Origin of the sequence: Shewanella sp. MBTL60-112-B2, from assembly GCF_019655055.1 — a bacterium.
Lineage (GTDB): Bacteria > Pseudomonadota > Gammaproteobacteria > Enterobacterales > Shewanellaceae > Shewanella.
Genome location: NZ_BPFA01000003.1, coordinates 219,500 through 243,995, shown reverse-complemented (window position 1 = coordinate 243,995; position 24,496 = coordinate 219,500). Strand labels below are relative to the sequence as shown.

22 protein-coding genes and 2 rRNA genes are annotated in these 24,496 nt (G+C 46.0%); 14 read left to right on the top strand and 10 right to left on the bottom strand.

The annotated features are described in order from the left end of the window. The 4 genes from K5Q73_RS03370 to K5Q73_RS03355 form a co-directional block, all read left to right on the top strand. Positions 1-119: ribosomal RNA gene (locus tag K5Q73_RS03370) — 23S ribosomal RNA — on the top strand; the annotation flags it as partial. A 146-nt stretch (positions 120-265) separates the two neighbouring features. Next, positions 266-381, top strand: a 5S ribosomal RNA gene (gene rrf, locus K5Q73_RS03365). A gap of 886 nt (positions 382-1,267) precedes the next feature. Beyond that, entirely contained in the window at positions 1,268-2,356 is a 1,089-nt protein-coding gene (locus K5Q73_RS03360) for a linear amide C-N hydrolase (RefSeq protein ID WP_220758945.1), read from the top strand. A gap of 363 nt (positions 2,357-2,719) precedes the next feature. Beyond that, complete coding sequence (locus K5Q73_RS03355) at positions 2,720-3,346, top strand: DsbA family protein (protein ID WP_220758946.1); 627 nt, start codon at positions 2,720-2,722, stop codon at positions 3,344-3,346. A 46-nt stretch (positions 3,347-3,392) separates the two neighbouring features. Here K5Q73_RS03355 and K5Q73_RS03350 read toward each other — a convergent pair whose 3' ends face one another. From K5Q73_RS03350 to arfB, 5 genes are all read right to left on the bottom strand, one after another. Beyond that, positions 3,393-3,746 carry a hypothetical protein gene (locus K5Q73_RS03350; protein ID WP_220758947.1) on the bottom strand — a complete coding sequence of 118 codons (354 nt, stop codon included), beginning with the start codon at positions 3,744-3,746 and terminating at the stop codon, positions 3,393-3,395. Between the two features lie 124 nt (positions 3,747-3,870). Further along, positions 3,871-4,533, bottom strand: coding sequence for an SDR family NAD(P)-dependent oxidoreductase (locus tag K5Q73_RS03345; protein ID WP_220758948.1), 663 nt, complete (start codon positions 4,531-4,533; stop codon positions 3,871-3,873). Positions 4,534-4,587: 54 nt separating this feature from the next. Next, entirely contained in the window at positions 4,588-5,040 is a 453-nt protein-coding gene (accB, locus tag K5Q73_RS03340) for an acetyl-CoA carboxylase biotin carboxyl carrier protein (protein WP_220758949.1), read from the bottom strand. Positions 5,041-5,055: 15 nt separating this feature from the next. Then, positions 5,056-5,505: a type II 3-dehydroquinate dehydratase gene (gene aroQ, locus K5Q73_RS03335; RefSeq protein ID WP_220758950.1), complete on the bottom strand. Its 450-nt coding sequence runs from the start codon at positions 5,503-5,505 to the stop codon at positions 5,056-5,058. A 145-nt stretch (positions 5,506-5,650) separates the two neighbouring features. Beyond that, a complete protein-coding gene (gene arfB, locus K5Q73_RS03330; protein ID WP_220758951.1) occupies positions 5,651-6,073 on the bottom strand; it encodes an alternative ribosome rescue aminoacyl-tRNA hydrolase ArfB in 423 nt (140 codons plus the stop codon). Between the two features lie 194 nt (positions 6,074-6,267). Between arfB and K5Q73_RS03325 the strand changes: the two genes are divergently transcribed. From K5Q73_RS03325 to K5Q73_RS03300, 6 genes are all read left to right on the top strand, one after another. Beyond that, the gene (locus K5Q73_RS03325) at positions 6,268-6,630 is read left to right on the top strand and encodes an STAS/SEC14 domain-containing protein (protein WP_220758952.1); all 363 of its coding nucleotides are present in this window, start codon (positions 6,268-6,270) and stop codon (positions 6,628-6,630) included. A 74-nt stretch (positions 6,631-6,704) separates the two neighbouring features. Then, a complete protein-coding gene (locus tag K5Q73_RS03320) occupies positions 6,705-6,881 on the top strand; it encodes a DUF3012 domain-containing protein (RefSeq protein WP_220758953.1) in 177 nt (58 codons plus the stop codon). A gap of 188 nt (positions 6,882-7,069) precedes the next feature. Further along, positions 7,070-7,474, top strand: a complete 405-nt coding sequence (locus K5Q73_RS03315) for a hypothetical protein (protein WP_220759182.1) — start codon at positions 7,070-7,072, stop codon at positions 7,472-7,474. Positions 7,475-7,766: 292 nt separating this feature from the next. Next, positions 7,767-9,083: a TolC family protein gene (locus K5Q73_RS03310; RefSeq protein WP_220758954.1), complete on the top strand. Its 1,317-nt coding sequence runs from the start codon at positions 7,767-7,769 to the stop codon at positions 9,081-9,083. A 10-nt stretch (positions 9,084-9,093) separates the two neighbouring features. Beyond that, positions 9,094-10,401, top strand: coding sequence for an efflux RND transporter periplasmic adaptor subunit (locus K5Q73_RS03305; RefSeq protein WP_220758955.1), 1,308 nt, complete (start codon positions 9,094-9,096; stop codon positions 10,399-10,401). Between the two features lie 12 nt (positions 10,402-10,413). Then, positions 10,414-13,566, top strand: coding sequence for an efflux RND transporter permease subunit (locus K5Q73_RS03300; RefSeq protein WP_220758956.1), 3,153 nt, complete (start codon positions 10,414-10,416; stop codon positions 13,564-13,566). 388 nt (positions 13,567-13,954) lie between these two features. Here K5Q73_RS03300 and K5Q73_RS03295 read toward each other — a convergent pair whose 3' ends face one another. After that, positions 13,955-14,140, bottom strand: a complete 186-nt coding sequence (locus K5Q73_RS03295) for a hypothetical protein (RefSeq protein WP_220758957.1) — start codon at positions 14,138-14,140, stop codon at positions 13,955-13,957. A gap of 303 nt (positions 14,141-14,443) precedes the next feature. On the opposite strand from K5Q73_RS03295, the gene mepA reads away from it, so the two are divergent. Continuing rightward, on the top strand, positions 14,444-15,265 hold the full coding sequence (mepA, locus tag K5Q73_RS03290) for a penicillin-insensitive murein endopeptidase (RefSeq protein WP_259655220.1): 822 nt from the start codon (positions 14,444-14,446) through the stop codon (positions 15,263-15,265). Positions 15,266-15,398: 133 nt separating this feature from the next. Here the strand turns inward: mepA and K5Q73_RS03285 are convergent, their stop codons facing one another. The 3 genes from K5Q73_RS03285 to K5Q73_RS03275 all read right to left on the bottom strand — a co-directional run bounded on the left by K5Q73_RS03285 (position 15,399) and on the right by K5Q73_RS03275 (position 19,062). Next, positions 15,399-17,684: an aminotransferase class V-fold PLP-dependent enzyme gene (locus K5Q73_RS03285; protein WP_220758959.1), complete on the bottom strand. Its 2,286-nt coding sequence runs from the start codon at positions 17,682-17,684 to the stop codon at positions 15,399-15,401. 269 nt (positions 17,685-17,953) lie between these two features. Beyond that, on the bottom strand, positions 17,954-18,490 hold the full coding sequence (locus K5Q73_RS03280) for a protein tyrosine phosphatase family protein (RefSeq protein WP_220758960.1): 537 nt from the start codon (positions 18,488-18,490) through the stop codon (positions 17,954-17,956). Between the two features lie 110 nt (positions 18,491-18,600). Beyond that, positions 18,601-19,062 carry a YhcH/YjgK/YiaL family protein gene (locus tag K5Q73_RS03275; protein ID WP_220758961.1) on the bottom strand — a complete coding sequence of 154 codons (462 nt, stop codon included), beginning with the start codon at positions 19,060-19,062 and terminating at the stop codon, positions 18,601-18,603. A gap of 205 nt (positions 19,063-19,267) precedes the next feature. On the opposite strand from K5Q73_RS03275, the gene K5Q73_RS03270 reads away from it, so the two are divergent. The 3 genes from K5Q73_RS03270 to K5Q73_RS03260 all read left to right on the top strand — a co-directional run bounded on the left by K5Q73_RS03270 (position 19,268) and on the right by K5Q73_RS03260 (position 22,204). After that, positions 19,268-20,323 (top strand): alpha/beta hydrolase, encoded by a 1,056-nt coding sequence (locus tag K5Q73_RS03270; RefSeq protein ID WP_220758962.1) that lies wholly within the window; start codon positions 19,268-19,270, stop codon positions 20,321-20,323. 162 nt (positions 20,324-20,485) lie between these two features. Then, the gene (locus K5Q73_RS03265; RefSeq protein WP_220758963.1) at positions 20,486-21,079 is read left to right on the top strand and encodes an LON peptidase substrate-binding domain-containing protein; all 594 of its coding nucleotides are present in this window, start codon (positions 20,486-20,488) and stop codon (positions 21,077-21,079) included. Positions 21,080-21,265: 186 nt separating this feature from the next. Continuing rightward, complete coding sequence (locus K5Q73_RS03260) at positions 21,266-22,204, top strand: pseudouridine synthase (protein WP_220758964.1); 939 nt, start codon at positions 21,266-21,268, stop codon at positions 22,202-22,204. A gap of 161 nt (positions 22,205-22,365) precedes the next feature. Here the strand turns inward: K5Q73_RS03260 and K5Q73_RS03255 are convergent, their stop codons facing one another. Then, on the bottom strand, positions 22,366-24,252 hold the full coding sequence (locus K5Q73_RS03255; protein WP_220758965.1) for an alkaline phosphatase family protein: 1,887 nt from the start codon (positions 24,250-24,252) through the stop codon (positions 22,366-22,368). Positions 24,253-24,496 lie beyond the last annotated feature (244 nt).

Here is a 24,496-nt window from a genome sequence, read left to right as displayed (position 1 = left end):
TCCCTAGGAATTTAATTCCTCTAAAGAGCCGTTCGAGACTAGGACGTTGATAGGCAAGGTGTGTAAGCGTTGTGAGGCGTTGAGCTAACTTGTACTAATGACTCGTGAGGCTTAACCATACAACCCTAATGGGTTTTGTATGAGAAACTAATGTTTCTAAAGACAAAATTAGAACTTACTCTGAAAAGAGTGACACTTAATGTAGTGTGAACCCAATTTTTAAGACTTGCATCGCGAGTCCAGCTTTCTAAATTTACCCAATTTGTCTGGAAACCATAGAGCTGTGGCACCACCTGAATCCATTCCGAACTCAGAAGTGAAACGCAGTATCGCCGATGGTAGTGTGGGGTCTCCCCATGTGAGAGTAGGTCATTTCCAGGCGCCTATTTTACTCGTTAAGAGTAGTGAAGAAGCCACCTTATTAAGGTGGCTTTTTTGCGTTTGGCGTTTGTAAAATACCGATTGCTAACTTATCTAGAATACAGCTACCCGTTAAGGTGGCAGCTTCACTTAAAGTAGGTAGTAGGCATAAATGCCATTCTTAGTGATAAAGAGTCGACGTCAACCCGCCGCTGAGCGGGACCTGAAACTGCATCCATGCGTTTCAGGCATTCGGCACATCTGATGTTTAGGACTAACAAATGCCTTGATGGCATGGATGCCAAGGAAAGGCCATGTGCCTTGCCTCCAGCTTCGTAACAAGTTACTCCGCGTTCAAGTCAGACTGAATACTGCGTATTCAAAGCGCCTGACTTTCACCCCCATGTGCTCGCTGCGAGAATCGAGGGCGATTATATGCTCCTCGGTAACTGCTCCTGCGTTACTCTACCTCCTATATCCATATAGTCGTGCATAATCGACACTTCCCACATCCATGTGGGTCGTAGGTCATTTCCAGGTGCCAAATAACGAGAAAGCCCGCAACGATGTAGCGGGCTTTTTGTATATACGCTGACCTAAAATGTTCCAGCCACTTCCAAGCGCCTTTTATACTCGAAATATAAGTGAAAAAACCAGCCTCTTTATATGATGAGATTAGGTAGTTTCTTACTTCTACATAGTAGGATTTAAAAGTGAGTTGTTAGGTTGCATTAACCTCTAGTTAGCGCGTCTAGATAGCTCCAACTCGTTTAGGCTCTTAAACTTATAGGTGTAAGTATTTTGTATTCTTGAAACTTCGGGTGTAAGTTTATAGCCACTAATGGCTAATGAAGAGCCCTGTGAGGGGCATTAGTCGACTCATCTTTAAAGGATTAAGAGCTATATCATGAAAAATACATTACTTACTTTGATGCTAGCTTCTACTTTTAGTTATACAGCTAGTGCTTGTACTGGTATTACTTTATCAACCACTGCTAACGAACAGATCCAAGCTCGTACCATTGAGTGGGGCCATAGTAACCTCAATAGTAAACTGATTGTTTCACCTCGAAATCACCAGTACACAGCGACTATGCCAGATCAGAAACAAGGGTTAACTTGGGATAGTAAATACGGTTTTGCAGGGATTTCGGTTAGCGATGATCGTTTTATTGCAGAAGGTATTAATGAAAAGGGGCTAACTGCAGGTCTGTTTTATTTCCGTAATTATGGTTCGCTTGCTAAGTACGACCCCAAGCAAACTGATAACAACATAACAGACATGGATTTTGTACGTTGGATGCTGACTCAGTTCGAGTCAGTTGCAGAGGTTGAGGCCGCCTTAAGCAAAATTAAAATTGTCACAGTTTACTTTGATCAGCAGGGAAATCCCTCACCGACAGCACATTGGCGGGTATCTGATAAGCAGGGCAATAGTATAGTGATTGAAATCATGGATCACGGCACAATCAATATCCATAAAAATACCGCTAAGGTGTTAACTAACTCGCCAGATTATAATTGGCAGGTCACTAACCTTAATAACTACATTAATCTACATCCGGGCATAAGTCCTTCACAGAAGATTAATGATGTAGAGGCACAGTCCTTTGGTGTAGGCTCTAACTTTGTTGGTTTACCTGGTGATATCTCTCCGCCTTCTCGATTCGTTAGGGCTGCATTTTACGTTAATAGCGCCCCTATATCGAAGACTGCTAAACAAGCTGTTTCACAGGCTTTTCACATTTTAAATAACTTCGATATTCCTGTTGGCAGTGAATTTAATGATAAATCTCATATTCCAGATTTACCTAGTGCCACACAATGGACTTCAGTAATTGATCAGAGCAACGGTTTGTTATTTTATAAAACTATGCATGACAGCACGATTAAGCGAGTCGATCTAAAGGAGCTTGATTTTAACGTTAAACAAGAGCGGAAGCAGAAGTTAGATAGTGGTCAATTTAGCTATCAGGATGTGAGTGTAAGCAGGTAGTAGCTTTCGGCAATTAGTCGCTGATTGGTGAGTATTTCGGTACTAAATTTTATGGGTAATAGGGGCTAATCTCATATCAAGCTATGAGCGCATAGTAGTGCTAGCTTTTATCTGTCGAAGCTAGTCATCACTATCTGCGTCTTAGGTAAAGATAGCGCTATGAATAATAGTGAGTTTTAACTTATAGAAGAGCATTTTGATTACGACTAAGGTTTGGCTAGGGTGTACCTAAAGGAATGGGGTGACCATGCTTTGTTAGTATTAAAGTTGTAGTTGCTGTTCGGTAATGATTCGAACTGCTAGACATTTATATCTAGCTAGGTAGTCTAGTAGTCCTCAAACGGAATGAGGACTACTGACTTAATGAATTTGGCGAACCTGTATTATGTTTACGACCCTATGTGTAGTTGGTGTTGGGGTTATAGGCCGACTTGGTTAGCGCTACAGTCACAACTCCAAACTGTCTACCCAGAACTTAATATTGAATATCGATTAGGTGGTTTAGCGCCAGATAGTGACGAGCCTATGCCTGAGGAGATGCAACACTTATTGCAGCGTACCTGGCAGCAGATTGCCGAGCAGCTAGACACTCAATTTAATTTCGACTTTTGGCAAAACTGTCAGCCTCGTCGTTCAACCTATCCTGCTTGCCGTGCGACGCTTTTAGCGAGAGAGATCGGTCTTGAGCAAGAGATGCTCCTCGCCATTCAGCAGGCTTATTATCTAGATGCTAAGAATCCATCGGATCCCGAAACCTTAATTAAGCTTGCTGGTGAGTTAGGCCTGGATGAATCGCTATTTGCAAATGCGCTACAAAGTGAAGCGACCAAGGTTAAATTAGATAAGGAGATCAGTCGCACTCGTCATCTACCTATTGAGGGCTTTCCTTCGCTGGTGTTGCTGGTAAATGGCGAATTTTTTCTTATTGAACTCGATTACCAAAATTGGCAAACCAGTTATAAGCAGATTCGAACGTTATTGGCTGACTAGGTCTGGTCTTTAGTTTCTGACTCTGGCCTCTAGTTTCTCGTAGCTATTATTCAATACATCTCACTTTGTCATCATTGTTGATGGTCAGCTCTAGTACCTTCATATATTGGTCATTGGTCACCTTGCCACAGCGACCACTAATGTAAGTTCCAGATGACAAACGTATGCGGTAAGCATAATCACCATCAGACTGATCTGTGCTATGGTGAATACGCATTGTCTGTTTGGGGCGGATATTATCAAATACTAAGTTATTGCTTGGAAGACTAACTTCGACTCGCGTGAGTAACTGCCCTGATTGGTTAATGACTTTTACGCTAGGCATGATAAACAGGTAGGCGTGGTAGCCAATGAAGAGGCATACAACTGAAAAAGCCAAAAACAGTAGGCAAGTTCGCATCTATTCTCCTAATAATTAACGTAACCGATATTGTAGATGAGTCATAATGACTTGGTTGCAATAAGTATAGGAAATATCGTCGTTATTTCATTCTATTAGCGACTTTTAATTTTATTTTGTTTAATCAGCCACGTGCAATTGTAAGGTCGGAAATATAGCCATGCTCAGTACTTTGCAGTGCTTGCTTTAGCATGCCCGCAGCTTCGTTGGCACTCATAAAGCTGCTGGTATTAGCCGCTCTACCACTGTTGGGCCAAAAATCTGTGTCCATGCCCCCTGGATAGACTGCAATCAGTTTCATCCGGCTGTTTTTAAGCTCTAACCTAACAGACTCTATTAAGCCTTTAACAGCCCACTTAGCTGCACAGTAGGTTGCCTCTTCGGCTTTCGGTGCCAGCGCTGCTGTCGACATAACCATAACAATTGTTATCTGTTGATCTTTATAGCGCTTGACTGCTTCGCGCAATAAAAAGATAGCCGAAGTTACATTGTTATTGAGTAGGTTTTTAATCGCCTCTGGAGACTGAGTGTCGATTGGTCCAAAATAGCCGCTACCTGCGCTATGAATGATCATTGATGGGATTTTCGGCAGGTTATTGAATAGCGTTTCTACTGCACTTGCATCACTGAGATCAGTCACTTGAGGCAGGCAAGGATGACTAACCTCTTGCGCAACTTGCTGTAGACGCTCGCTATTACGGCCACTGATACAAATTGCTTGCTCTTCGCCATAAAGCTTGGCGAGTGCAGCGCCTAATCCGCTGCTGGCACCTGTAATGAGTATCATAGTGGTCCTTATTGTTTGCTGAAACTAGGTATTCGCCCTCTTGATTAAGCGGGCTTATTCGATTTCGAGAATGGCTTGTTCGAAGTCAATCTGCTGGCCATCTTCAACCAAGATAGCGCTAATCACACCTGATTTATCAGCAGTGATTCGATTGTTCATTGTCATAGCTTCGATAATACAGACTACATCGCCAGCCATTACTTTTTGGTCGATAACACAAAGTGGCGCTTGGCTCGATTTGTCCGTTAAATGAACCGTACCGACCATGGGAGATAGCAGTTGGTGGATGAAGCCTTCGTCATTATCGTCGCGACCGGCTAGGTGTGGTCGTGGCGTTGCTGATGCAACGCTACTAGCTGGTGCTAAGAAAGTCTGGGTGTTAGCTTGCATAGGTACAGGGCTGTGGCGACAGATCCGTACCGACTCTTCACCTTCTTTTATCTCAAGTTCGGCAATATCAGACTCTTGTACAAGTTCGATAAGCTTCTTGATTTTACGAATATCCATAGCTTGTTTTAAACCTTATTTATTAGCCGCATTAATGCGTGCTATCGCGGCCTGTAGCGCAAATTGGTAGCCTTGAGCACCCAAGCCACAGATCACTCCAATGGCTTTATCGGAAAAATAGGAGTGGTGACGGAAAGGCTCTCGGCTGTGTACGTTAGAAAGGTGCACTTCTATAAAGGGGATTGCGACGCCGAGCAGGGCATCTCTCAGTGCAACGCTGGTATGGGTAAAAGCCGCCGGGTTGATTATCACCATATCGGCGTCACTGTTGTGAATAGCTTCGATAAGTAAGTGCTCTGCGTTAGATTGAATATGATCTAGCTGCACACCTGCCTGAGTTGCATTTTGCTTTAGCTCATCGACGATCTGTTCAAGGGTATGGTGACCATAATGGCCAGGTTCACGGCGTCCGAGTAGATTTAAGTTCGGACCATTAACTAATAAGATCTTGGGTTGGCTGCTCATGAAAATTCCCTTGAAAAACAGTGTTAGTATGCGCTTGCCTTGATTTCAACAAAAAACAACGCGGTTGTCGAACCTTACAAGATGAAAGTGCTAATTATTCAGACCAATTCTATCGATTTCATGGCATAGATTTAAGAATATAGGCTTAATAACCAGATTTGTTTTGCCGCAGTGCCTTAGTCGCCCCTTTCTGCTTCTTAGAATCGACTCGGCGGCGTTGGCTACCTTTAGTGGGTTTGGTTGCAATACGTTTTTTCTGCACTGCATTCACACTCGCTACTAGGGCGATAAACTGCTCAAGCGCGGTCTGGCGATTAAAGTCTTGGCTGCGACTCTGCTGACACTTAATGATGATCTTGCCACTTTTAGTAATGCGGTGATCGGCTTTGGCGAGCAAACGTTGCTGATAATATTCAGGTAGAGAGGAGGTTTTGATATCAAAGATCAGCTGCGCGGCAGTAGACACCTTATTTAGGTGCTGTCCACCGGCACCACTTGAGCGGATAAACTGCCACTCGAGTTCGCTATCTTGAATAGATACTGAGTTGGAGATTTTTATTAACGCCAAAAATTCACATCCCTTGCTATCTGTGCGCCGATATATCAATTTCTAGCACAGACTTAAATTGCCTTAGGCCAATATTAACAGACTTTTAGCCTAAATAAGGGCTTGGTCTACTTTTCCTTCACGGCGAGTTTGCTATTATCAAGCAATATTGAAGTCATGATTGCTTCAGCGATTATGTATTACGGAGCCTATTTATGCTGTGTAAAATCCCAGATATTGCCAAGGGCGTGATTAGTTTATTTGCCAGTGGGCGCTTATCTACCGAAGATTATCGCGAGATAATGCAGCCTCAGATTGAAAGTTATCGTAAAAGCACCGGCAAGACCTGCATTTATGTCGAGGCCGACGTGTTACTCGAGGGCTGGCAACAGCAATCCTTGGCGGGTAGTGGTCAGGTGCAACTACCAAACTTCGATGCGCTAGTGTTAGTTGGTGGGCCTGATTGGTTTGGTAACGCTGTCAGGCTCATGGGGCCGTTTATGCAAGGTGAGGTGGCTTGGTATCCTCTGGAGCAAAAATTGTTAGCCATAGAATGGATCGCTAAGCGCACAGATTAGTTTTGGTGGTGATTTTTGTTATCATTGGCCAAGATTACTTTTAAATATACCTATAAAAATAGAAGGATTTACAAATGTCTTTATCTAAACTGTCAGGACTGTCGCTGGTTTGTGCATTGATTTTTGGTCTTAGTGCATGCGCCCCAGAAGTAGGCAGCGAAGCTTGGTGTAAACAGATGAAAGAGAAGCCATCAGGTGATTGGAGTGCTAATGAAGCTACCGATTACGCAAAGCATTGTGTATTTAAATAAATATCAATAGTTTAATCGACTCACATTGAAAATGAGAGCAAGTTCACTAAGAGCCAGATATTATCTTGTCCGAAGTGAACTTTACGTTATCATGCGAGTCATATTGGCTAGATACGTTAATTGTAAGATTTACAAACCAAATTTATAGGTGCGAATTGCGTTTATTTACCCCTCAATCTCTTTATAAAATGGCAGCTCTGCTGATTGCCGTTGTTCTCCTGCAGTTTGCAGGCGGCAACATTGGCGCTCACCAGTTGCATTTAGGAGATCATGAGGAAGAAAGCGCACCGCATCCACATCTACAATTCACCGCAGACGTGATTACCTTAGCCGAGTGTGTCGACTGTACCTGTGCGTTAGATCCTCAACAGAATATGAGTGTCGACGAGCCGGCTCATAGCCACACCGTGAGTACAACCGAATCTAAAAATTTCGATCTCTGTTTAGATTGCCCCTGTCATGGCGGCCATGTGACGACCATGTCGATTGTTGCTATGGTGCCATCAGTGCCTGTGAGTGATGAATTAAACAGTATCGATGCGCAATACCTTCCGCCAGAGCAACTCCCGGACTACCGCCCTCCAATTGTTTAATCCTATCGGGGTTTAAGTTTGGCCAGATGACTTTTGCATCTCTTAGTGTATGTCATTAAACGCTTAACTTTCTCTTCGTTAAATCTATATCAAAATTACTGTGTGAATCTTGCTATGGCTGGCCACAAATCGATGCTCTGCATACGTTTGGCCTGCTAAATAGTGATATCCACGCGATTGTTATATCGATTTATACCCGAGCAATAGTGACTCTACATAAGCGCATTAGATTGCCCATGGCAGCGCTTTAGATAATTGAGTGAGCATATTTGCCGGGTCGATAGGATCCGCGATGAAAAAAACCATAATCGCCAGTCTGTTGTTAGGCCTTTTGGCTGGAACGACAACGGCTGCTCAAGTTATTGCTGCAGAGCCGAATCTGGATGAGGCAATGACTCAAACTCAGGTAAGTGCTACCGCTATGAATGCCGGTCAGTTTAGTGACTGGCTGCCACAAGTGATGCAACGCTTTAACAGCCTACCAGAAGTACAAGCCCAAACGGCGCGCCGCAAGCAGGCTCAATTGAGCATTGAAGCGGCAGATCAAGCTGTCTATAACCCTGAGCTGGGTTTGGGTTACCAAAATGCCAGTGAAGATACCTATAGCTTAGACATCAGTCAGACCATCGACTGGGGCGATAAGCGCGGCGCAGCGACCCGTATCGCACAGCTTGAGAGTGAAATATTACTCTCAAGCATAGAGCTTGAACGCAACCAGATGTTAGCTGAAAGATTACAGGCGTTAACCAACCAGAGTCAGGCTCGTAAGGCATTAGAGTTTCAACAGCAGCAGTTCAAAATTGCCAAGGCTCAGTTAGATATAGCTCGCCAGCGTACAGACGTGGGTGATATGTCGAGTGTTGAATTGCAATTGATGCAGCTGGATGTGGCGAGTAATGCAGCTGAATATGCTCTGGCTGAGCAAGCCTCTATCGTTGCCGATGGCGCAGTGTTAGTGCTATTTGGCGAGTTTGATTTACCTTTCGAGGATTTCGTTAACGCACTAACGCTACAAGCTAGCCATATCCAAGTTTCTCCACAGCTTCCTGCACTTAAGAGTGCCTATCAGCAAGTGCTGATGGCTAAGGTGGCTACCCAGCAGGCCAAAGCAGACAGCAGCGCCGATCCTAGTATCAGTCTTAGCGCCGAACGCGAAGGTGAAGAGAATAAGTTTGGCGTCGGAGTGTCGATTCCACTGCAGATCCGCAACAACTACAGCGAGGCTATAGCCGTTGCTAATCAAGGTGTTGTGATTGCAGAGCAGACCTACTTAGCGGCTGAGCGTGGATTACTGCAACAGCAGAAGCAATTTTCGTTAAGCCTTCCAAGATTAACCCAGCGCTATCAAGACTGGAGTGAGTTAGTACTGAGCTCAGGCTCAAAAGCGGCTAGCTCATTATCTCAACAGTGGCAAGCTGGCGACATCAGCACGAGTGATTATCTACAAAGCCAAAGACAGATGAGCGGCAGCTATTTAGCGGGTTTAGCGCTCGAGTCAGCCCTTTATGAAAGCTGGTTAAGCTGGATGGGGTCGAGTGGACAATTGGAAGGCTATCTCAATAGTCAATTATCGACTCAAGGCGGCTCAGCTGCTGGACAGATAAATTAAGGCTTTGATTATGAAAACGAACAATAAAAAAACGGTACAAACAATGATGCTTAACAACAGCACGGCTAAATCTCGCTTATTCGATCTTAATGCGATTACTCGCGCCATGAGCTTCGGCTTCTTAATGAGCCTCACTACAGCATTGGTGCTACCTGCGATTGCCATGGCAGGCGACGGCCATGATCATGCGGCTGAAGAGCTGGTTCTGGTGAAAGCACAAGTAATGCAAGACGATGGTCACGGCCATGATGAAGAAGCTGTTAAAGATGACGGCCATGGTCACGGCGCAGAAGAAGCAAAAGAAGCCGAGGAAGATGTTCACGGTATCGAGCTAACCCCTGCGCAGTTAGCACTGGCCAAGATTGAAGTGGCTCAGTTGAGCGAGCAGACATTCAGCCTAGAAGATGTGGCTACGGCGACATTAGTGGTTGATAGAGACAGAACCGTGACCATTGCGCCCCAGGTGGATGTTCGCGTGCTGAAAAGAAATGTGGTTCCGGGTCAAGAAGTGGCTCAAGGCGATGTGCTATTAACCTTAGGTGGTGTAGCGGTTGCACAGGCACAAGCTGACTATATCAATGCTGCGGCAGAGTGGAGCCGAGTAAAGCGCATGAGTGCCAGCGCCGTGAGTGCGAGCCGTCGTTTACAGGCGCAAGTGGATGCCGAGCTTAAGCGTGCCATTTTAGAAGCGATGAAGATGACGCCAATGCAGATCAAAGCGCTGGCTAATGCTCCTGAAACTATCGGTAGTTATCAGCTAATCGCGCCGATTAGCGGTCGTGTGCAGCAAGATATCGCCCTGCTAGGTCAAATAGTGCCAGCAGGTACGGCATTGATGCAGCTAACCGATGAATCACATCTTTGGGTGGAAGCTGAGTTAACGCCGACCCAAGCTGAGAAGGTGAGCCTTGGCAGCAAAACCGTGGTTAAGGTGGGTGATAAGAGCATTGAGGGCACTATTATTGGTCGTTCTCACGAACTTGATAGCGTGACGCGTACCGAGCAGATCTTAGTGGCGTTTGAAAATGCGGGACACGTGCTACACGCAGGCCAATTTGCTGAACTTTACCTACCAGATGCATCTCAAGGTGGAGTGATCTTACCGGATTCGGCTCTGACACGTAGCAGTGATGGTCATTGGCAGGTGTTTATCGAAGGCGAAGAGGGCTTCGAGGCATTAGAAGTTGAAGTAGTTGAGCGTCAGCGTGGTATGAACTTAGTTCGTGGCTTGGCGAAAAATGCCAAGGTTGTTGTTTCAGGAGCATTTTTCCTAGCTTCTGAACAGGCTAAATCTGGTTTCGATATCCACAATCACTAAGAGGCTGCTGCAATGTTACAGAAACTCATAGACGTTGCCGTTCGCAACCGTCTAATGGTGGTATTGGCGCTTATCGGTGCCGTTATTGCCTGTGCAGCCATGCTGCCAAAACTAAACTTAGATGCCTTTCCTGATGTAACCAACGTACAGGTAACGGTAAACACGGCCGCCGAAGGCTTGGCTGCAGAAGAAGTTGAGAAACTGATCAGTTACCCGGTTGAGTCGGCGATGTACGCCCTACCTGCGGTAACTGAGGTGCGTTCACTTTCGCGTACTGGTTTGTCAATTGTGACAGTGGTATTTGCCGAAGGCACGGATATTTATTTCGCGCGTCAGCAGGTGTTTGAACAGTTACAGGCGGCACGTGAGATGATCCCTGACGGGGTCGGTGTGCCTGAGATTGGCCCGAATACTTCAGGACTGGGCCAAATCTATCAATATATTCTGCGTGCAACACCCGAGTCGGGCGTTAATGCATCTGAGCTGCGTAGTATTAACGACTACATGGTAAAACTTATCATGATGCCTGTTGGCGGCGTGACTGAAGTCTTATCTTTTGGTGGTGAAGTTCGTCAGTACCAAGTGCAAATTGAGCCAAACAAATTACTGAGCTACGGTTTATCAATGGCGCAGGTGACTAGCGCACTTGAGAGCAATAACCGTAATGCTGGTGGCTGGTTTATGGACCAAGGTCAAGAGCAGCTAGTGGTTCGAGGCTATGGCTTGTTACCCGCTGGTGACGCAGGTCTTAAGGCCATCGCACAAATTCCACTTACCGAAGTTGCTGGTACGCCTGTTCGCGTGGGTGATATCGCTAAAGTGGATTACGGCAGCGAAATTCGCGTTGGTGCAGTGACCATGACTCGTCGTGATGAGGCGGGCAAGGCTCAAGACTTAGGTGAAGTCGTTGCAGGCGTAGTGCTTAAGCGCATGGGCGCTAATACTAAAGAAACCATCGATGATATCAGTGCTCGTACGGCGATGATTGAACAGGCGCTACCGGATGGTGTGTCGTTTGAAGTCTTCTATGACCAATCTGATCTAGTGAATCAAGCGGTAACGACAGTACGTGACGCTTTGTTGATGGCATTTGTGTTTATCGTGGTGATCTTGGCATTGTTCCTAGTCAACATCCGCGCGACCATGCTGGTTCTGCTGTCAATTCCGGTTTCTATTGGTCTTGCGCTGTTAGTGATGTCTTACTTTGGCATGTCAGCTAACTTGATGTCGTTAGGTGGCTTAGCCGTAGCTATCGGTATGCTGGTAGATGGCTCGGTGGTGATGGTGGAAAACATCTTTAAACACCTAACTCAATCGAGTAAGCGTGAAGGTGCTGATACATCATCAAGCTCTGATATCGTTACCCAAGTCATGTTGGCTGCAAAAGAGGTGTGTAGCCCAATCTTCTTCGCAACCGCGATCATCATAGTGGTGTTTGCGCCGTTATTCGCGCTTGAAGGGGTTGAAGGTAAGTTATTCCAGCCGATGGCAGTGAGTATCATTCTGGCGATGATCTCAGCCTTATTGGTAGCCTTGATAGCTGTGCCAGCGCTTGCGGTATACCTATTTAAGCGTGGCGTGGTATTGAGAGAAAGTGCGGTACTTAAGCCAATTGAATCGGTATACCGTAAGCTTTTAAGCTCAACTATGGCGCATCCTAAAGTGGTGGTGATCACCGCGGTGGTGATGTTCGCAATGAGCATGATGTTGCTGCCAAGACTCGGTACTGAATTCGTGCCAGAGCTAGAAGAGGGCACAATTAACTTACGTGTGACTCTCGCGCCAACGGCAAGTCTTGCAACCTCTTTAGATGTGGCGCCTAAGCTTGAGGCACTACTGCTTGATTTCCCTGAGGTGGATTATGCCCTTAGCCGTATCGGCGCTGCCGAGTTAGGTGGCGATCCTGAGCCGGTGAACAACATCGAGATCTACATTGGTCTTAAGCCTGTGGATGAGTGGGTGAGTGCCAGCGATCGCTTTGAGCTACAACGTAAGATGGAGGAGAAGCTTAACGTTTATCCTGGTCTGTTGTTTACTTTCTCTCAGCCAATTGCGACTCGCGTCGATGAGTTGTTGTCGGGGGTGAAGGCTCAACTTGCGATTAAGATCTTTGGCCCAGACTTAGATGTATTGTCTGAGCGCGGTCAGGTGCTGACAGAGTTGGTGTCACAGATCCCGGGTGCGGTAGATGTGTCACTGGAGCAGGTGACAGGTGAAGCTCAGCTAGTGGTTCGCCCTAAGCGTGATCAGTTGGCGCGTTATGGCATCAGTGTCGACGAAATCATGGCTCTCGTTAGCCAAGGTGTGGGTGGTGCGAGTGCAGGTCAGGTGATTGACGGCAACGCAAGGTACGACATCTATGTGCGTTTAGCTGAGCAGTACCGTAGCTCGCCAGATATTTTGGAAGATCTACTGCTAACGGGCGTAAGCGGTGCAACAGTGCGCCTTGGCGAAGTGGCCGATGTTGTTATTGAGATGGCGCCGCCGAACATTCGCCGCGACGATGTTCAACGCCGCGTAGTGGTACAGGCTAACGTGTCAGACCGTGATATGGGCTCAGTGGTAAACGACATTTATGCCATCGTGCCTCAGGCTGAACTGCCACCAGGCTATACCGTTGTGGTAGGTGGCCAGTATGAGAACCAGCAGCGTGCACAGCAGAAGTTGATGCTAGTGGTGCCTGTCTCTATCGGTTTGATTGCCTTGCTACTGTTCTTCTCATTTGGTTCGGTGAAACAGGTCGGCCTAATTATGGCTAACGTACCTTTGGCACTGATTGGTGGTGTTGTCGCTCTGTTTGCCAGTGGCACTTATCTGTCGGTACCTAGCTCTATCGGTTTTATCACCCTATTTGGTGTGGCGGTGCTAAACGGAGTGGTGCTGGTGGACTCGATTAACCAACGTCGAGCTAGCGTTAAAGAAGAAACTGATGAGTCACTCTATGATGCCGTGTACGAAGGTACGGTTGGTCGTTTACGTCCGGTATTGATGACGGCACTGACGTCTGCGCTTGGCTTGATCCCAATTCTACTCTCTTCAGGGGTTGGTAGTGAGATCCAGCAGCCACTGGCTGTGGTGATCATCGGTGGTCTATTTAGTTCGACAGCTTTGACCCTACTGGTACTACCAACGATTTACCGTTGGTTGTATCAAGGGCGTAAGTAATGCTTGTCTGTTCACGGCTCTCTTGAGCCGTGGCTTATTCACTTAATTCTTTATCAAGGACGCTAAAGGAGCTTGATAATGGCGGTGACGCATTAGTCTGCCATCACCGCTGCATCTTGTTTTTTAGGTACGGTTCGCGAGTCGTTAAATGCGGCTTTGTTCATTAGGGAGCGCGCAGAGGTTGAGTTCGCGGTTATGCCTAACCACCTGATTGACGAAGTACTCAATTGAGCTGGCTTATTTAGTACGCGGAGCAGGACTGCTCCGCATTTTTCTACCATCCTCTCGACCAAAGAAGCCGCCTTAGATACCAAGGAATAAAAAATAAAGCGAAGCACAAGGTATACAAAGCGCTGAAAAGAGGGCTATCACCCCGTTTTGGCCTGTATTAAGCGTTATAGCCCGTGTAACCTATAAGGGCATAACAAAACCCCACACTCCCCGATAACAGCAATAGCGCTTCAGTTAGCCCCTCATTTTGTGATGCTAAATACATAAATAAAGCCATAGGCAACACCATCAACAAGCTGCCAATCAGCTTTGCAAAAAATTCTTTCGCTACGGTTCTGCGCATAAAAAACACCTAAAATTCCCTTTTAATCGACCTTAGCACAACCTAGCATCGCTTGTTAACTGGCGCGAAAAAGCAGTCAAAGCCTGCTTAGCTAGACGTAGTTAGCAATATGCCCATCTCCAGTTACGCTCGATAGTAATCTCAACTATCTTTAATGAAGAGCTCAATTCGAGTGGCCGAGAGGTTAAAGTTAAGTTTTGGAGGTTTGGCGTGATAATAAGTTGGTTACGGCCCTTGGCTTGGCAATCTTTGCTTCAGTATCGGCATCTGTGCCTGAGTTTAAGTTTGTTACTGTGCTCAAATGTGTTTACGACGCCATTAGCACAGGCTAATGAGTGGGAGGCTGTAGATACGCCCTATGCGAGTCAAGCCAGCGCCATTGGCGGTTATGCTAATGGTTGCCTAAAAGGGGCTAAGGCTTTGCCGCTAGATGGAGCGGGCTATCAGGTTATCCGTCCTCAGCGACAGAGGTACTTTGGGCATCCACAGCTTATCGAATTTATTGAACAGTTTTCCATTAGTCTTAATCAGCAGGGCAGTGATGATATTTTGATTGGTGATATGTCTATGCCTAGGGGAGGTAACTTCACTCACGGCCATAGTAGTCATCAGATCGGGCTGGATGTCGATGTTTGGTTTAAGCAAGCGAGTAAGGTACTCAGTGCTGATGAGCTAGCGCAGCCGACAGTGCTCGATCTCGTTAATAAGAAACAGTTTACACTCAACACTCGATTATGGTCGATGCAGCAGACGCAAATGATAAAGATAGCTGCGGAAGATCGTCGAGTTGCACGGATTTTTGTTAGCCCGGTGATAAAGCAACATTTGTGCGACTTAGGGCTAGATAATGATGCTTGGCTTCAGAAGGTGCGCCCTTGGTGGGGGCATACTTATCATATGCATGTTAGGCTCCGTTGTCCTAGTGACAACCCTCTGTGCCGAGATCAGGCTAAAATTCCCATTGGTAATGGTTGTAATGAACTTGGCTGGTGGAAAAGCCAGTTGATTCAAGCTCAACCGAAACAAACAACCGTTGCCAAAGTTAGCAAGCCTGCCAGTAAGCCGAAAAAGAAAAAGGCCAAAGTTAAACCTGAGCAGTGCGCACGGATGATCGCAACAAAGTAGTTGCAGCAAAGTAGAGGGACTCAAAAGCCGCTAACAGTGATTTATCGGCGGCTTGGGCTTCTAGTGCTGAGGAGCGCTATGTTTAAGTTGGCGCTAATGGCTTTGTTTACACGCTAATGGCTTTAAATATCCGCTAATGGCTTAATGCATAGCCGCCTTTTAGGTGGGATATTTGTGAAAAGCCTAATCGGTGCATGGCTTGGGCGGCGACCATAGAGCGGCTACCACTGCGGCAAACCAGCACCCAAGGCTTATCTTTATGATGTTGCTGCTCATGGATAAACTGCACTAGGCGGGTTAAAGGCACATTTTGACTCGAGTCTTGTGAATGATTTAGGGCATACTCGTGAGGCTCACGAATGTCGATGACCTGCAGCTCATCTTTGCAGTCTATCGCGGCAGCTAAGCTCTTTGCGTCATACTCATTGATTGCGGACTTATCGCAGCTTCCCACATAGGCTCCACACATGATCTCTGTGCCCACTTCATCATTTAGGTGACTGTCGAGTTGCGCCTTGCGGGCAATGAAGTCTGCCAATGATACTTGCTCCTTAACTACGGAATTTAGCAAGGCATTGCGCAACATTTCAGCCTGCAGATTAGTGGTGAACTCATTGTTGTAATCATGGCTGGCACAGATAAGTGTATCTGGGCTTATTGTGCGGCTTAGCAACTTAAGGCTATGAAATAGTGCCTCGCTTGAGCTTGAGTCGAAATTAGTACGTCCTAGGCTACCCATTAAGATAGTGTCGCCACAGAAAGCGAATTTAGCTTGCTGTGGCAATGTCTTATCAGCTAACGGCTTTGTGCATAGAATGAGGCTAATGCTATCGGCCGTATGGCCTGGAGTCGGCACCTTAACTAACAGCTGTTCACCAACCTCAATAGACTCATATTGAATGCCTAAATACTCAACTGTTTGAGCCTGATAGGGCCAACCCTGTATGTCGCTGTCTTGCTCGGCTAAGTAACGGTTCGCTAACACGTCACGACCCGAAACATGGTCTGCATGTCCGTGGGTATCGATAATCGCTTTTACTTCGAGTTGCTGGCATTGGATCAGTGTATCGAGTCTATGTTGTAACTCTGGCAGCGGGTCGATAATCAGGGCTTGCTTGCTGTTTTTATCAATATAGACCCAAGTGCAGCTTGCGCCAGAGTTGAGTTGTAACAAGCCATCTAGCGGCGTCTTTTCAGCAAGAGCGGGAGAATGATCCAGCACCATACAACTTTGAGTGAGCGCTTGTGATGCGGTTTTGATCCGTTCACATGCAAGATCAACTTCGGCCTGGGTCATGGCTGGACCAAATGACATTCTAATCGCTGATTCGCTTTGCCAAGCTGGCAGGCCCATGGCATCGAGTACAAAGCTTCGGGTCACCTTAGAGCTGCAGGCAGAGCCTGAGCTAACGCGAATGTTGGCGGCATCGAATAGATCCATGATCTCTTTGCTGCTAAAGCTCGGTACGGCAAAGTTAATCGTGGTCGGCACACTGTGCTCAAAACTATTATTAAATACGATGCGGGGAAAGCACTCGATTAAGGTATCGGCAATTTGCTGTCGAAAACCTTGTAACTTTTGCTGGTCGCTAAAGGCGGAGTCTTGAGGGTGAAGCAACATCTTAAATATGACATTGAGTGCCGCCATACCTGGAAGGTTTTCGGTACCTGAGCGTAGACCGCTCTCTTGTCCACCACCCGCAATAAAGGGCGTGAAAGGCGCACCTTCACGAATATAGACAAAGCCGATCCCTTTCGGCGCATAGAGTTTGTGACCACTAAAGGGGGCGTAATCTATGCTGGTTTGCGCTAGGTTTAGTGCCGTTTTACCCAGAGCTTGCACGCAGTCGACCATCCAGAAAATATTGGGGTTTGCATGACGAATAGTGTTCTCTAATTGCTGAAGATCTTGAAAGACACCAGTTTCATTGTTAACTGCCATGGTACAAATCATCAGTGCGCTAGGAGCGTGTTGAGCAATAAACTTATGGTCCAAAATACCAAACTCGTCCACAGGGATAGCAACCACTTCAGCTGCGATATCCAATACCTTAAGCCAATGTTTTAGCGATTCAGGCACCGCTTTGTGTTCTGTTGCTCCATAAAGAACGCTGTAGTTTTTCTCCGGTTTAATTCGCTTTTTTGCCGCGATTAAGGCGGACAGAATAGCTGTCTGGATCCCTTCCGTTGCGCCACTAGTAAAAATGAGTTTTCCCTTACCTGTGCCGAGTAAGGTCTGTGCTCTTTGGCGAGTCTGCTCCATAAGATCTTTCGCCTTCAGACCCGTGATATGGCTGCTACTTGGGTTACCAAACAGTGTTTGCATTGCGGATAATGCTGCATCTGCAGCTTCAGGTAGCACAGGAGTTGTTGCATTGGCATCGAGGTAAACTTGGGTTAGTTCATTGTTATTTGGCATGGTGTAAGGCTCTTTATTGTTATTTTATTTACAATGAAAACTTCATATTCTTTTTAGGTATAACTAATTCTAGTTGGCTATATTAGCAGTTTGGTAATAATGATCAAGATCACATTTTTTATGCGGGGCAAGGTCTAATTAGAGGTTGCTTTAGAGCTCACTCTGGTGGTTGTCATGAAGGAAAGTGATGGGGGATTAATGCCATCCAAGATAAAAAAAGCGCCTAAATAGGCGCTTTTTAGAGGGGCTATAAGCTTGGTAAGCCAAGTCTATTGGGCTATATCAGATTTTACCTGTTCAATCAGAACTTGCCATTGAGGGTACTCTTTTAAGCTTTGTGACAGCTCTCCCCATGGCGCCATGACTTGTTGTTGGTAAGCCAATGAGTCTCTTTTGCCGCGTTTTAACTGATACAGATAATAAAATGCTGACGCTCGATAATTGGCTGCGCAGTGCACTAAAACTTGTTTGTCTTGGTTAGCGTCCATAATGGCAAAAAACTGCTGAACATTTGCAAGCGTTGGCTGTTTCCAGTCCACATCAATTTGCGCGTAATCCATACCTGCTTGCTGAACAAGTTCTGCTTCATTGGCATAACCCGTCTGATTATCTTTAGGGATCAAGTTAATCACTAGCTCAACCCCAGATGCTTCAAGTGTCTTGAATTGGGATTGCGTTGGTAAGCCTGCAGTGATTACCTTATCGCTATTAAACTGCACAGCTTTAACTTGCTGTAAAGCATCCGGTGTTATGGCAGCAAACGCCAAAGGGCTAAGCAGGCTAGTTAGCAATAAAATAAAGCGCATCTTGGTTTCCTTTTATGTAATCAATATCGACTTACATAAGAGTGAGCCTGAAGACATAAGTTCAAGTGGCTGAACTAATAGTTAGCCTTAATAATGCTTTGACCTAATGCTTAGACTTTGACCTTAATCACCACTTTACGTACTTGGCTCGCGTTATCGCCAGTGCCCGGCATATGGATATCACCTGGGAAGAAGAGGGCAAACATGCCTGCCTTAAGTGGAATAAAGGCGGCATCATCTTTATTGGACTCATAATCGTAGTTAGCGAAGTCATGATCTGCAAAATAGGCCTTAGACTGTGTCTGATTGGCGAGTGGCAGATAACCAAATTCTTCTTCACCACTTACCACATACTGCACATCAATATATTGCTCATGGGCTTCAAACGCTTGTTGCTCTTTAGGCTGGGTTTGATAGTCATTAACAATCACAAATAGATTTTTACCATCGAGCTCATATTTGCCGACTTCTAGTTGGCTAAAGTCTGTTGTTGCAAGGTGCTCAAGTGCGCTAGCAATACGAGGGTTAATGGCAGTGTAGATGTTGCGGTTAGCTAAAGTATCAACAATCATGGTGTTTGCTCAAAATAATGCCTAGTGACCTTTGGTCAACAGGAAAGGTTAGACATAGACAAACCTGTTAGATTTGTCATTAATGGTGGCAAGTGTAGCGCTAACTTGAGTTAGGGGATATAGGAGTTGGTCTGCTTATTGCCTGAGTACGCATACAAGTTTAGGCTAGGTGCATGACCACTAAGTTGAGTATTTAAGGAAAAATGTGTCTTCATTACGGTTTATCGCAGGCCCAAAAGCCTTTAAAACGCTGAGCGAAAACGAGTTTAAGCCAGAGCTGTTTACCCAGCTTTTGGCCGCATCGGGTGGGCCTAAGTGGATAGGTATTGCTGCGCTAGACCGCTACCTGTTTACCGAGTTTTTTAAAGATTTGAATCAGCCGCTACATACCCTCGGAGCTTCATCTGGGGCGTGGAGGTTAGCCTGTCTAGGTCAGGCTAATCCGAACTCTGCTTATGATCGTTTAGAGGAACTCTATATTTGTCAGCGATACGATACTAAGCCTACTGCGATAGAAGTGTCGCAACAGGTGGCAGGAATTATTCAAGGCTTGCTGGGCAGTACAGGTGCTGATGAGATAGTCAATCATTCGCAGATCAATAGCCATTATATCGCGTGTCAGGCACGCCACCTTAACCGCCTTGGTGGGCAAGCGCCGCTGGCACTGGGCTTAGCGACTGCAGCAATGACAAATCTCGTTACACGTAAGAGTTTGGCGTGGCACTTTAAACGCTGCGTTTTTGGCGTCGAGCAAGGCACTTCACCTTTTGCTGAGCTTAAGGATCTTCCCAGTGAGTTTTATGCTCTGTCGCAGAGCAATATCCACCAAGTCTTATTAGCAACGGGTTCAATCCCTTGGGTGTTAGCGCCAGTAAAGCGTATTGATGGCGCGCCTAACGGACATTATTACGATGGAGGGATCACCGACTATCACTTTGACCTACCACTACAGCAAAGCCAAGGTTTGACCTTGTATCCCCATTTTTACCCTAAGATGGCACCGGGCTGGTTCGATAAATCGCTACCTTGGCGTTTGGCTAAAGTTAATTATGATAATGCACTTATCTTAGCTCCCAGCGATGCATACCTACAGAGTCTTCCCTACGGCAAACTACCCGATAGAGGTGACTTTAAGCATTTAGACAGTGACAGCAGGATTAAATATTGGCAAAAGTCGGCGGCGATGAGCAAAATTTTAGCTGATGATTTAGCTGAAGTTATTGATAAAGGCCAACTGGCGGAGCGTTTAGAAAGGCTCTAGATCTGAGCTTTTTTCTGCAATAAATTATACCGCCCCCCTGTCTATTTAGTGAGTGATTGCTCATTTGAACCCACTGGCTGAAATTTGTGCAGATGCTACACTTTAGCTTTATTGGCAGCTGTAAAAATGATGTGACCTACCTATCGAAGGGGGGAGGTTATTATGCAGACACAAGAGATGGCATTATTGGCGCACGACGCCTTATTGTTGCCTGGAGGACGAGTCGAGATCCGCGTGATTGCTCCTCGCTGTCTGAATATGATCGCCGAGACCCTCAAGGGACATTACCCTTTGGTATTCGGTATGAGCAAAGCCAATAGTAACCCTCCCTGCTATGAGACCGCGACTCAGTGCGAAGTCATTGATTTTAATCAGCTCGACGATGACTCTTTAGGTATTATTCTTGAAGGTAAGCAAAGGGTTAAAATCCTATCTGCGGCTGAGCGACGAGATGGAACTTGGATCTGCCGAGTATTGCCAAGCAACAATTGGCAGCATGAGCCTATTTATGGTGAGTTTGAGCTTATTAGTGCCGCACTGCAGCAGTTTTATGAGGTCAACCCAGAGCTGTTTGGCCTCTATGAAAATGATATCCACCTTGAAGATGCTTCCTGGGTTAGTCAGCGTTGGTTAGAGGTATTACCGCTGTACAATCAAGATAAATTACGTTTGCTAAACCAGCCTAATTGCCATAAGACGATGAGCTTTGTGTTAGAGCTAATTAAGTCTCACGCCAGAGACAACCCACATTCTTAGCCTAATATGCTGATATCTGGTAAAGAGTGGCTTGGCTGATACAGGTCAGACTTACTTTTAGGCCGACTTTCAGCAGAGCTTGTTTCTGTACCCGCTGATTTTTGTTAGTGATAGCTTTTGATACTAGAGCAAGTTTTGCTAAAGTAGCGCCACTTCTGTTGTTAACTTTCTTATGTTTCGAGTCCTATGAGCTCCTCTGTACGCGCAACCCAAGCTTCTTATGTAGTGTTACCTGAAACGGTAACTGATAAACCAACCGTGCTTAGCTTCCTCGTGAGTCAATTTCCAGCAATAGCCGAATCGGTTTGGCAAAAGCGTATTGTTGACGGCAAAGTACATTGGCAGGATGGCACGCTTATTAAGGTTGAAACGGCATTTATCCCCCGCGAGCGGGTATATTATTACCGAGAAGTTGAACAGGAGTCGTTGATTCCTTTCCAAGAGAAACGTTTGTTGCAAACAGACGAGTTTATGCTGGTCTATAAGCCGCACTTCTTAGCAGTTAACCCCAGTGGTAACTTCGTTAATGAGTGCTTAGTTAATCGGTTACGCTTAAAAACGGGTGAGCAGCAAATTGTCGCGGCTCACCGTTTAGACAGAGCAACCGCGGGCGTGATGTTACTGAGCCTAAAGAGTGAGACTCGCCATGATTATCATGAGTTGTTTAAGACAGGCCAAATTCAAAAGACCTACCAAGCAATAGCACCGCTAACTAATCAGCTTAAGCAAGCATTAGAGCAAGGCTCGCTAACTTTGCCTATGCATTGGACTGTGAAGAACCGGATCACTAAAACGACTCCTAGTTTTAGGATGTGTATTAGTGAAGGCGAGGCAAATAGCCATTCGGAGATCCGTTTAATCGAAGTATTAGCGGGTTATGGTTTGTTCGAGTTAGAGCCTGTCACGGGCAGAACTCATCAGCTTAGAGTGCATATGATGAGCCTAGGCATGTCTATTCTCAACGATAGGCTCTATCCGGAATTACTCGATAAAGCGGCTGATGATTTTGCAAAACCACTTAAGTTAATGGCGAGGCGACTCTGTTTCATCGACCCTATCAGTCATGAGCAAATCGATGTGAGTTGTGACGGCTTTAATCTACAAGATGAAGTACCTAGAACTTAACACCTAGGATCTAGGACGCTTAGTGGTTAGAGCGAACAGCGTCCTGCTTTTTATGTTTTGCCGTAAGCGCAGCGTTCGCTAGGCCGCAGGCCGTTCGACTCTTATCGTTTTGCTTTTACCTAGGATCTTGAACCTGCTTTTCCTAGGACCTAGCTTCTGAATCAATGCCTTGGCGGTAAAAACTCGGTTTCGCTCATATCTGAGTGCAGTACGCCTATTTTTGTCGGCGCGCCGTCGGCCGCAATCTCCACGATTCCTATACCACTGTTATTCACTAAGCGTTTGCTGCGCTCGGCATTGGGGCGTCGGCCCCGAATAGACATACGCTTACGCTTGGTGAAAAAGTTAAGTGGAGAAAAGTGGCCGTATAGCCAGCCATTAAGCTTATCAAAAACCGGTAGTAGCTTTTCAGGGAACTGATTCTTAAAACCACTACAAGTGATCTGATAAATTTGTGGTCCGCCATGACGAAAACGAATACTGATGTCATAGCTAAACGAGTAGTGCACATCGCCGGATAGAATGATGAATTGCTCCGGCGTTTTCCTATGTTGGAAAATACTCAGTAAGGTGTTTGCGGTGCCCGGATGCGCCATCCAGTTTTCGGCATCAACCAGTAATGAACCACCACAAAAGGTCGCTATTCTTTGTATGGTTTCAATCAACTTCACGCCGTACATAGGGGCGGGGGATACGATGATCACATTTGGCTGGTTAACCAATTCGGCTTGAAACTCCATCAAGGCTTCCCAGTCCATTAATCCTGAGGGTTTACCTAGGTTAGACTCACTGCGCCAGCGCCGAGTACGGGTATCGAGAACGAGTAACTTAGGCGTGGTTTGTAAACTGTAATGCCAGTGTTCAAAGCTCAGTAGTTTTTCGATGAGTGCATCTTGAGCTTCGGCAGTCGGTTGCTCAAAGAAGCGATTAAGATCTGCGGTGATCTCAACATCGAATCGAGAAGGTGCATTGCCGAGCCCTTGGAAAAGTGTATAAGCAATCAATGCATTGCCTATTATCCGCTTTGAAAAATGATGCCCATAGGCGGCGAGCTCCCACCTAGCGGTGAGATTCCAGTCATCGGTGACATCATGATCATCAAAAATCATATAAGTGGGTACATGCGCCATTAAGCGCCGCACCTGTTTTAAGCCTGCTTTAAACTCTAATAGGTGAGTCCATTCGCGCTGCCACCTTTGGTTATGGGTTGCACTGAGACCGGTGACATCTTTAGGAATATCGATTAACTCCCACAGCTCTGGTGACCAATAAAGCATATAGAGAGCAATTAACTCATTAAGGCTAACCAGATGATTTTCTGCAATCGAGGAGGTGAATATAGGATGGTTGATGTACCAGCTCGCAATGGCCGTTTTAGCCTTGTACTGAGTCTTAGGTAACAGATTGATGTGACGCTGATACATGGCGGCAGGCTGATAACTTATCTGACTTGAATCTGTAAGCGGTGCATCGACAAACTCTTCTTGATTCAGGCCTAATAGTTCGATGACTTGGCCGATGGCAAAGAGCATTGGGCCTGCAACATCATCAACATACACCTGATCGCCACTCATCATTAGCAAAGCAGGGCGTTCATTAATATCGGCACATTGTACTAGTTGAGTATCGGCAGCCACCAAGGCATCGCCACTATGGTGGTGCGCGTTACGGCAAGAGCCGTGCAGCAGCTTATCTATCTGAGGCTTTACGATAAACTCGCAAGCCGGTTTGTCGGGGTAATTTAGTGCGTCTAAGTCATCAAATAGGTTTGTCGCGTTAGCATCAAATACTTGATACTGCAGTGTGCTGTCTCTAGGCAGTAGCTTATCTTGTGAAACGTTTATCAGGTATTGAAACGCATGTTCACCGAGGCGAATACAGTGCGCTTCCTTATCGTTTAGCTGCCGATCAAACTCTGCGCCCATTAATGCCAAACGTAAATTTGATAATCGCTCGCGGCTAACAAACCACAAGGTGAAATGCTGCTCGTCGCAGTGGCGCAGAATAGGTCCGGCAATGATGAGAGGCAATGAGTTGGCTGATGACATGGAAACACTCTTCGATAAAAGTAAGCTTTATCAAGAGTAAACCAGTGCTTAGAGGATGAAAACCCCTTAAGCTAGCTCACAAGAATGTAGTTGATGATTGGAGGTTCAAGCTCGATGCTAGCTTAGATGCTATCAGTCGTAGCATTGGGACTTCGCCTATAGAGTCAATCTAAACACATAGTCTACACAGTTAGCCTAAACACTCGGTTTCATTACTCTTACTCTACACCGGGCATTTGATCGC

Bases quoted from the DNA above. Each gene is read 5' to 3' on its own strand.
- K5Q73_RS03360 (WP_220758945.1), top strand. From the start codon at position 1,268: ATGAAAAATACATTACTTACTTTGATGCTAGCTTCTACTTTTAGTTAT.
- K5Q73_RS03355 (WP_220758946.1), top strand. From the start codon at position 2,720: ATGAATTTGGCGAACCTGTATTATGTTTACGACCCTATGTGTAGTTGG.
- K5Q73_RS03350 (WP_220758947.1), bottom strand. From the start codon at position 3,746: ATGCGAACTTGCCTACTGTTTTTGGCTTTTTCAGTTGTATGCCTCTTC.
- K5Q73_RS03345 (WP_220758948.1), bottom strand. From the start codon at position 4,533: ATGATACTCATTACAGGTGCCAGCAGCGGATTAGGCGCTGCACTCGCC.
- accB (WP_220758949.1), bottom strand. From the start codon at position 5,040: ATGGATATTCGTAAAATCAAGAAGCTTATCGAACTTGTACAAGAGTCT.
- aroQ (WP_220758950.1), bottom strand. From the start codon at position 5,505: ATGAGCAGCCAACCCAAGATCTTATTAGTTAATGGTCCGAACTTAAAT.
- K5Q73_RS03325 (WP_220758952.1), top strand. From the start codon at position 6,268: ATGCTGTGTAAAATCCCAGATATTGCCAAGGGCGTGATTAGTTTATTT.
- K5Q73_RS03320 (WP_220758953.1), top strand. From the start codon at position 6,705: ATGTCTTTATCTAAACTGTCAGGACTGTCGCTGGTTTGTGCATTGATT.
- K5Q73_RS03315 (WP_220759182.1), top strand. From the start codon at position 7,070: ATGGCAGCTCTGCTGATTGCCGTTGTTCTCCTGCAGTTTGCAGGCGGC.
- K5Q73_RS03310 (WP_220758954.1), top strand. From the start codon at position 7,767: ATGAAAAAAACCATAATCGCCAGTCTGTTGTTAGGCCTTTTGGCTGGA.
- K5Q73_RS03305 (WP_220758955.1), top strand. From the start codon at position 9,094: ATGAAAACGAACAATAAAAAAACGGTACAAACAATGATGCTTAACAAC.
- K5Q73_RS03300 (WP_220758956.1), top strand. From the start codon at position 10,414: ATGTTACAGAAACTCATAGACGTTGCCGTTCGCAACCGTCTAATGGTG.
- K5Q73_RS03295 (WP_220758957.1), bottom strand. From the start codon at position 14,140: ATGCGCAGAACCGTAGCGAAAGAATTTTTTGCAAAGCTGATTGGCAGC.
- K5Q73_RS03285 (WP_220758959.1), bottom strand. From the start codon at position 17,684: ATGCCAAATAACAATGAACTAACCCAAGTTTACCTCGATGCCAATGCA.
- K5Q73_RS03280 (WP_220758960.1), bottom strand. From the start codon at position 18,490: ATGCGCTTTATTTTATTGCTAACTAGCCTGCTTAGCCCTTTGGCGTTT.
- K5Q73_RS03275 (WP_220758961.1), bottom strand. From the start codon at position 19,062: ATGATTGTTGATACTTTAGCTAACCGCAACATCTACACTGCCATTAAC.
- K5Q73_RS03265 (WP_220758963.1), top strand. From the start codon at position 20,486: ATGCAGACACAAGAGATGGCATTATTGGCGCACGACGCCTTATTGTTG.
- K5Q73_RS03260 (WP_220758964.1), top strand. From the start codon at position 21,266: ATGAGCTCCTCTGTACGCGCAACCCAAGCTTCTTATGTAGTGTTACCT.
- K5Q73_RS03255 (WP_220758965.1), bottom strand. From the start codon at position 24,252: ATGTCATCAGCCAACTCATTGCCTCTCATCATTGCCGGACCTATTCTG.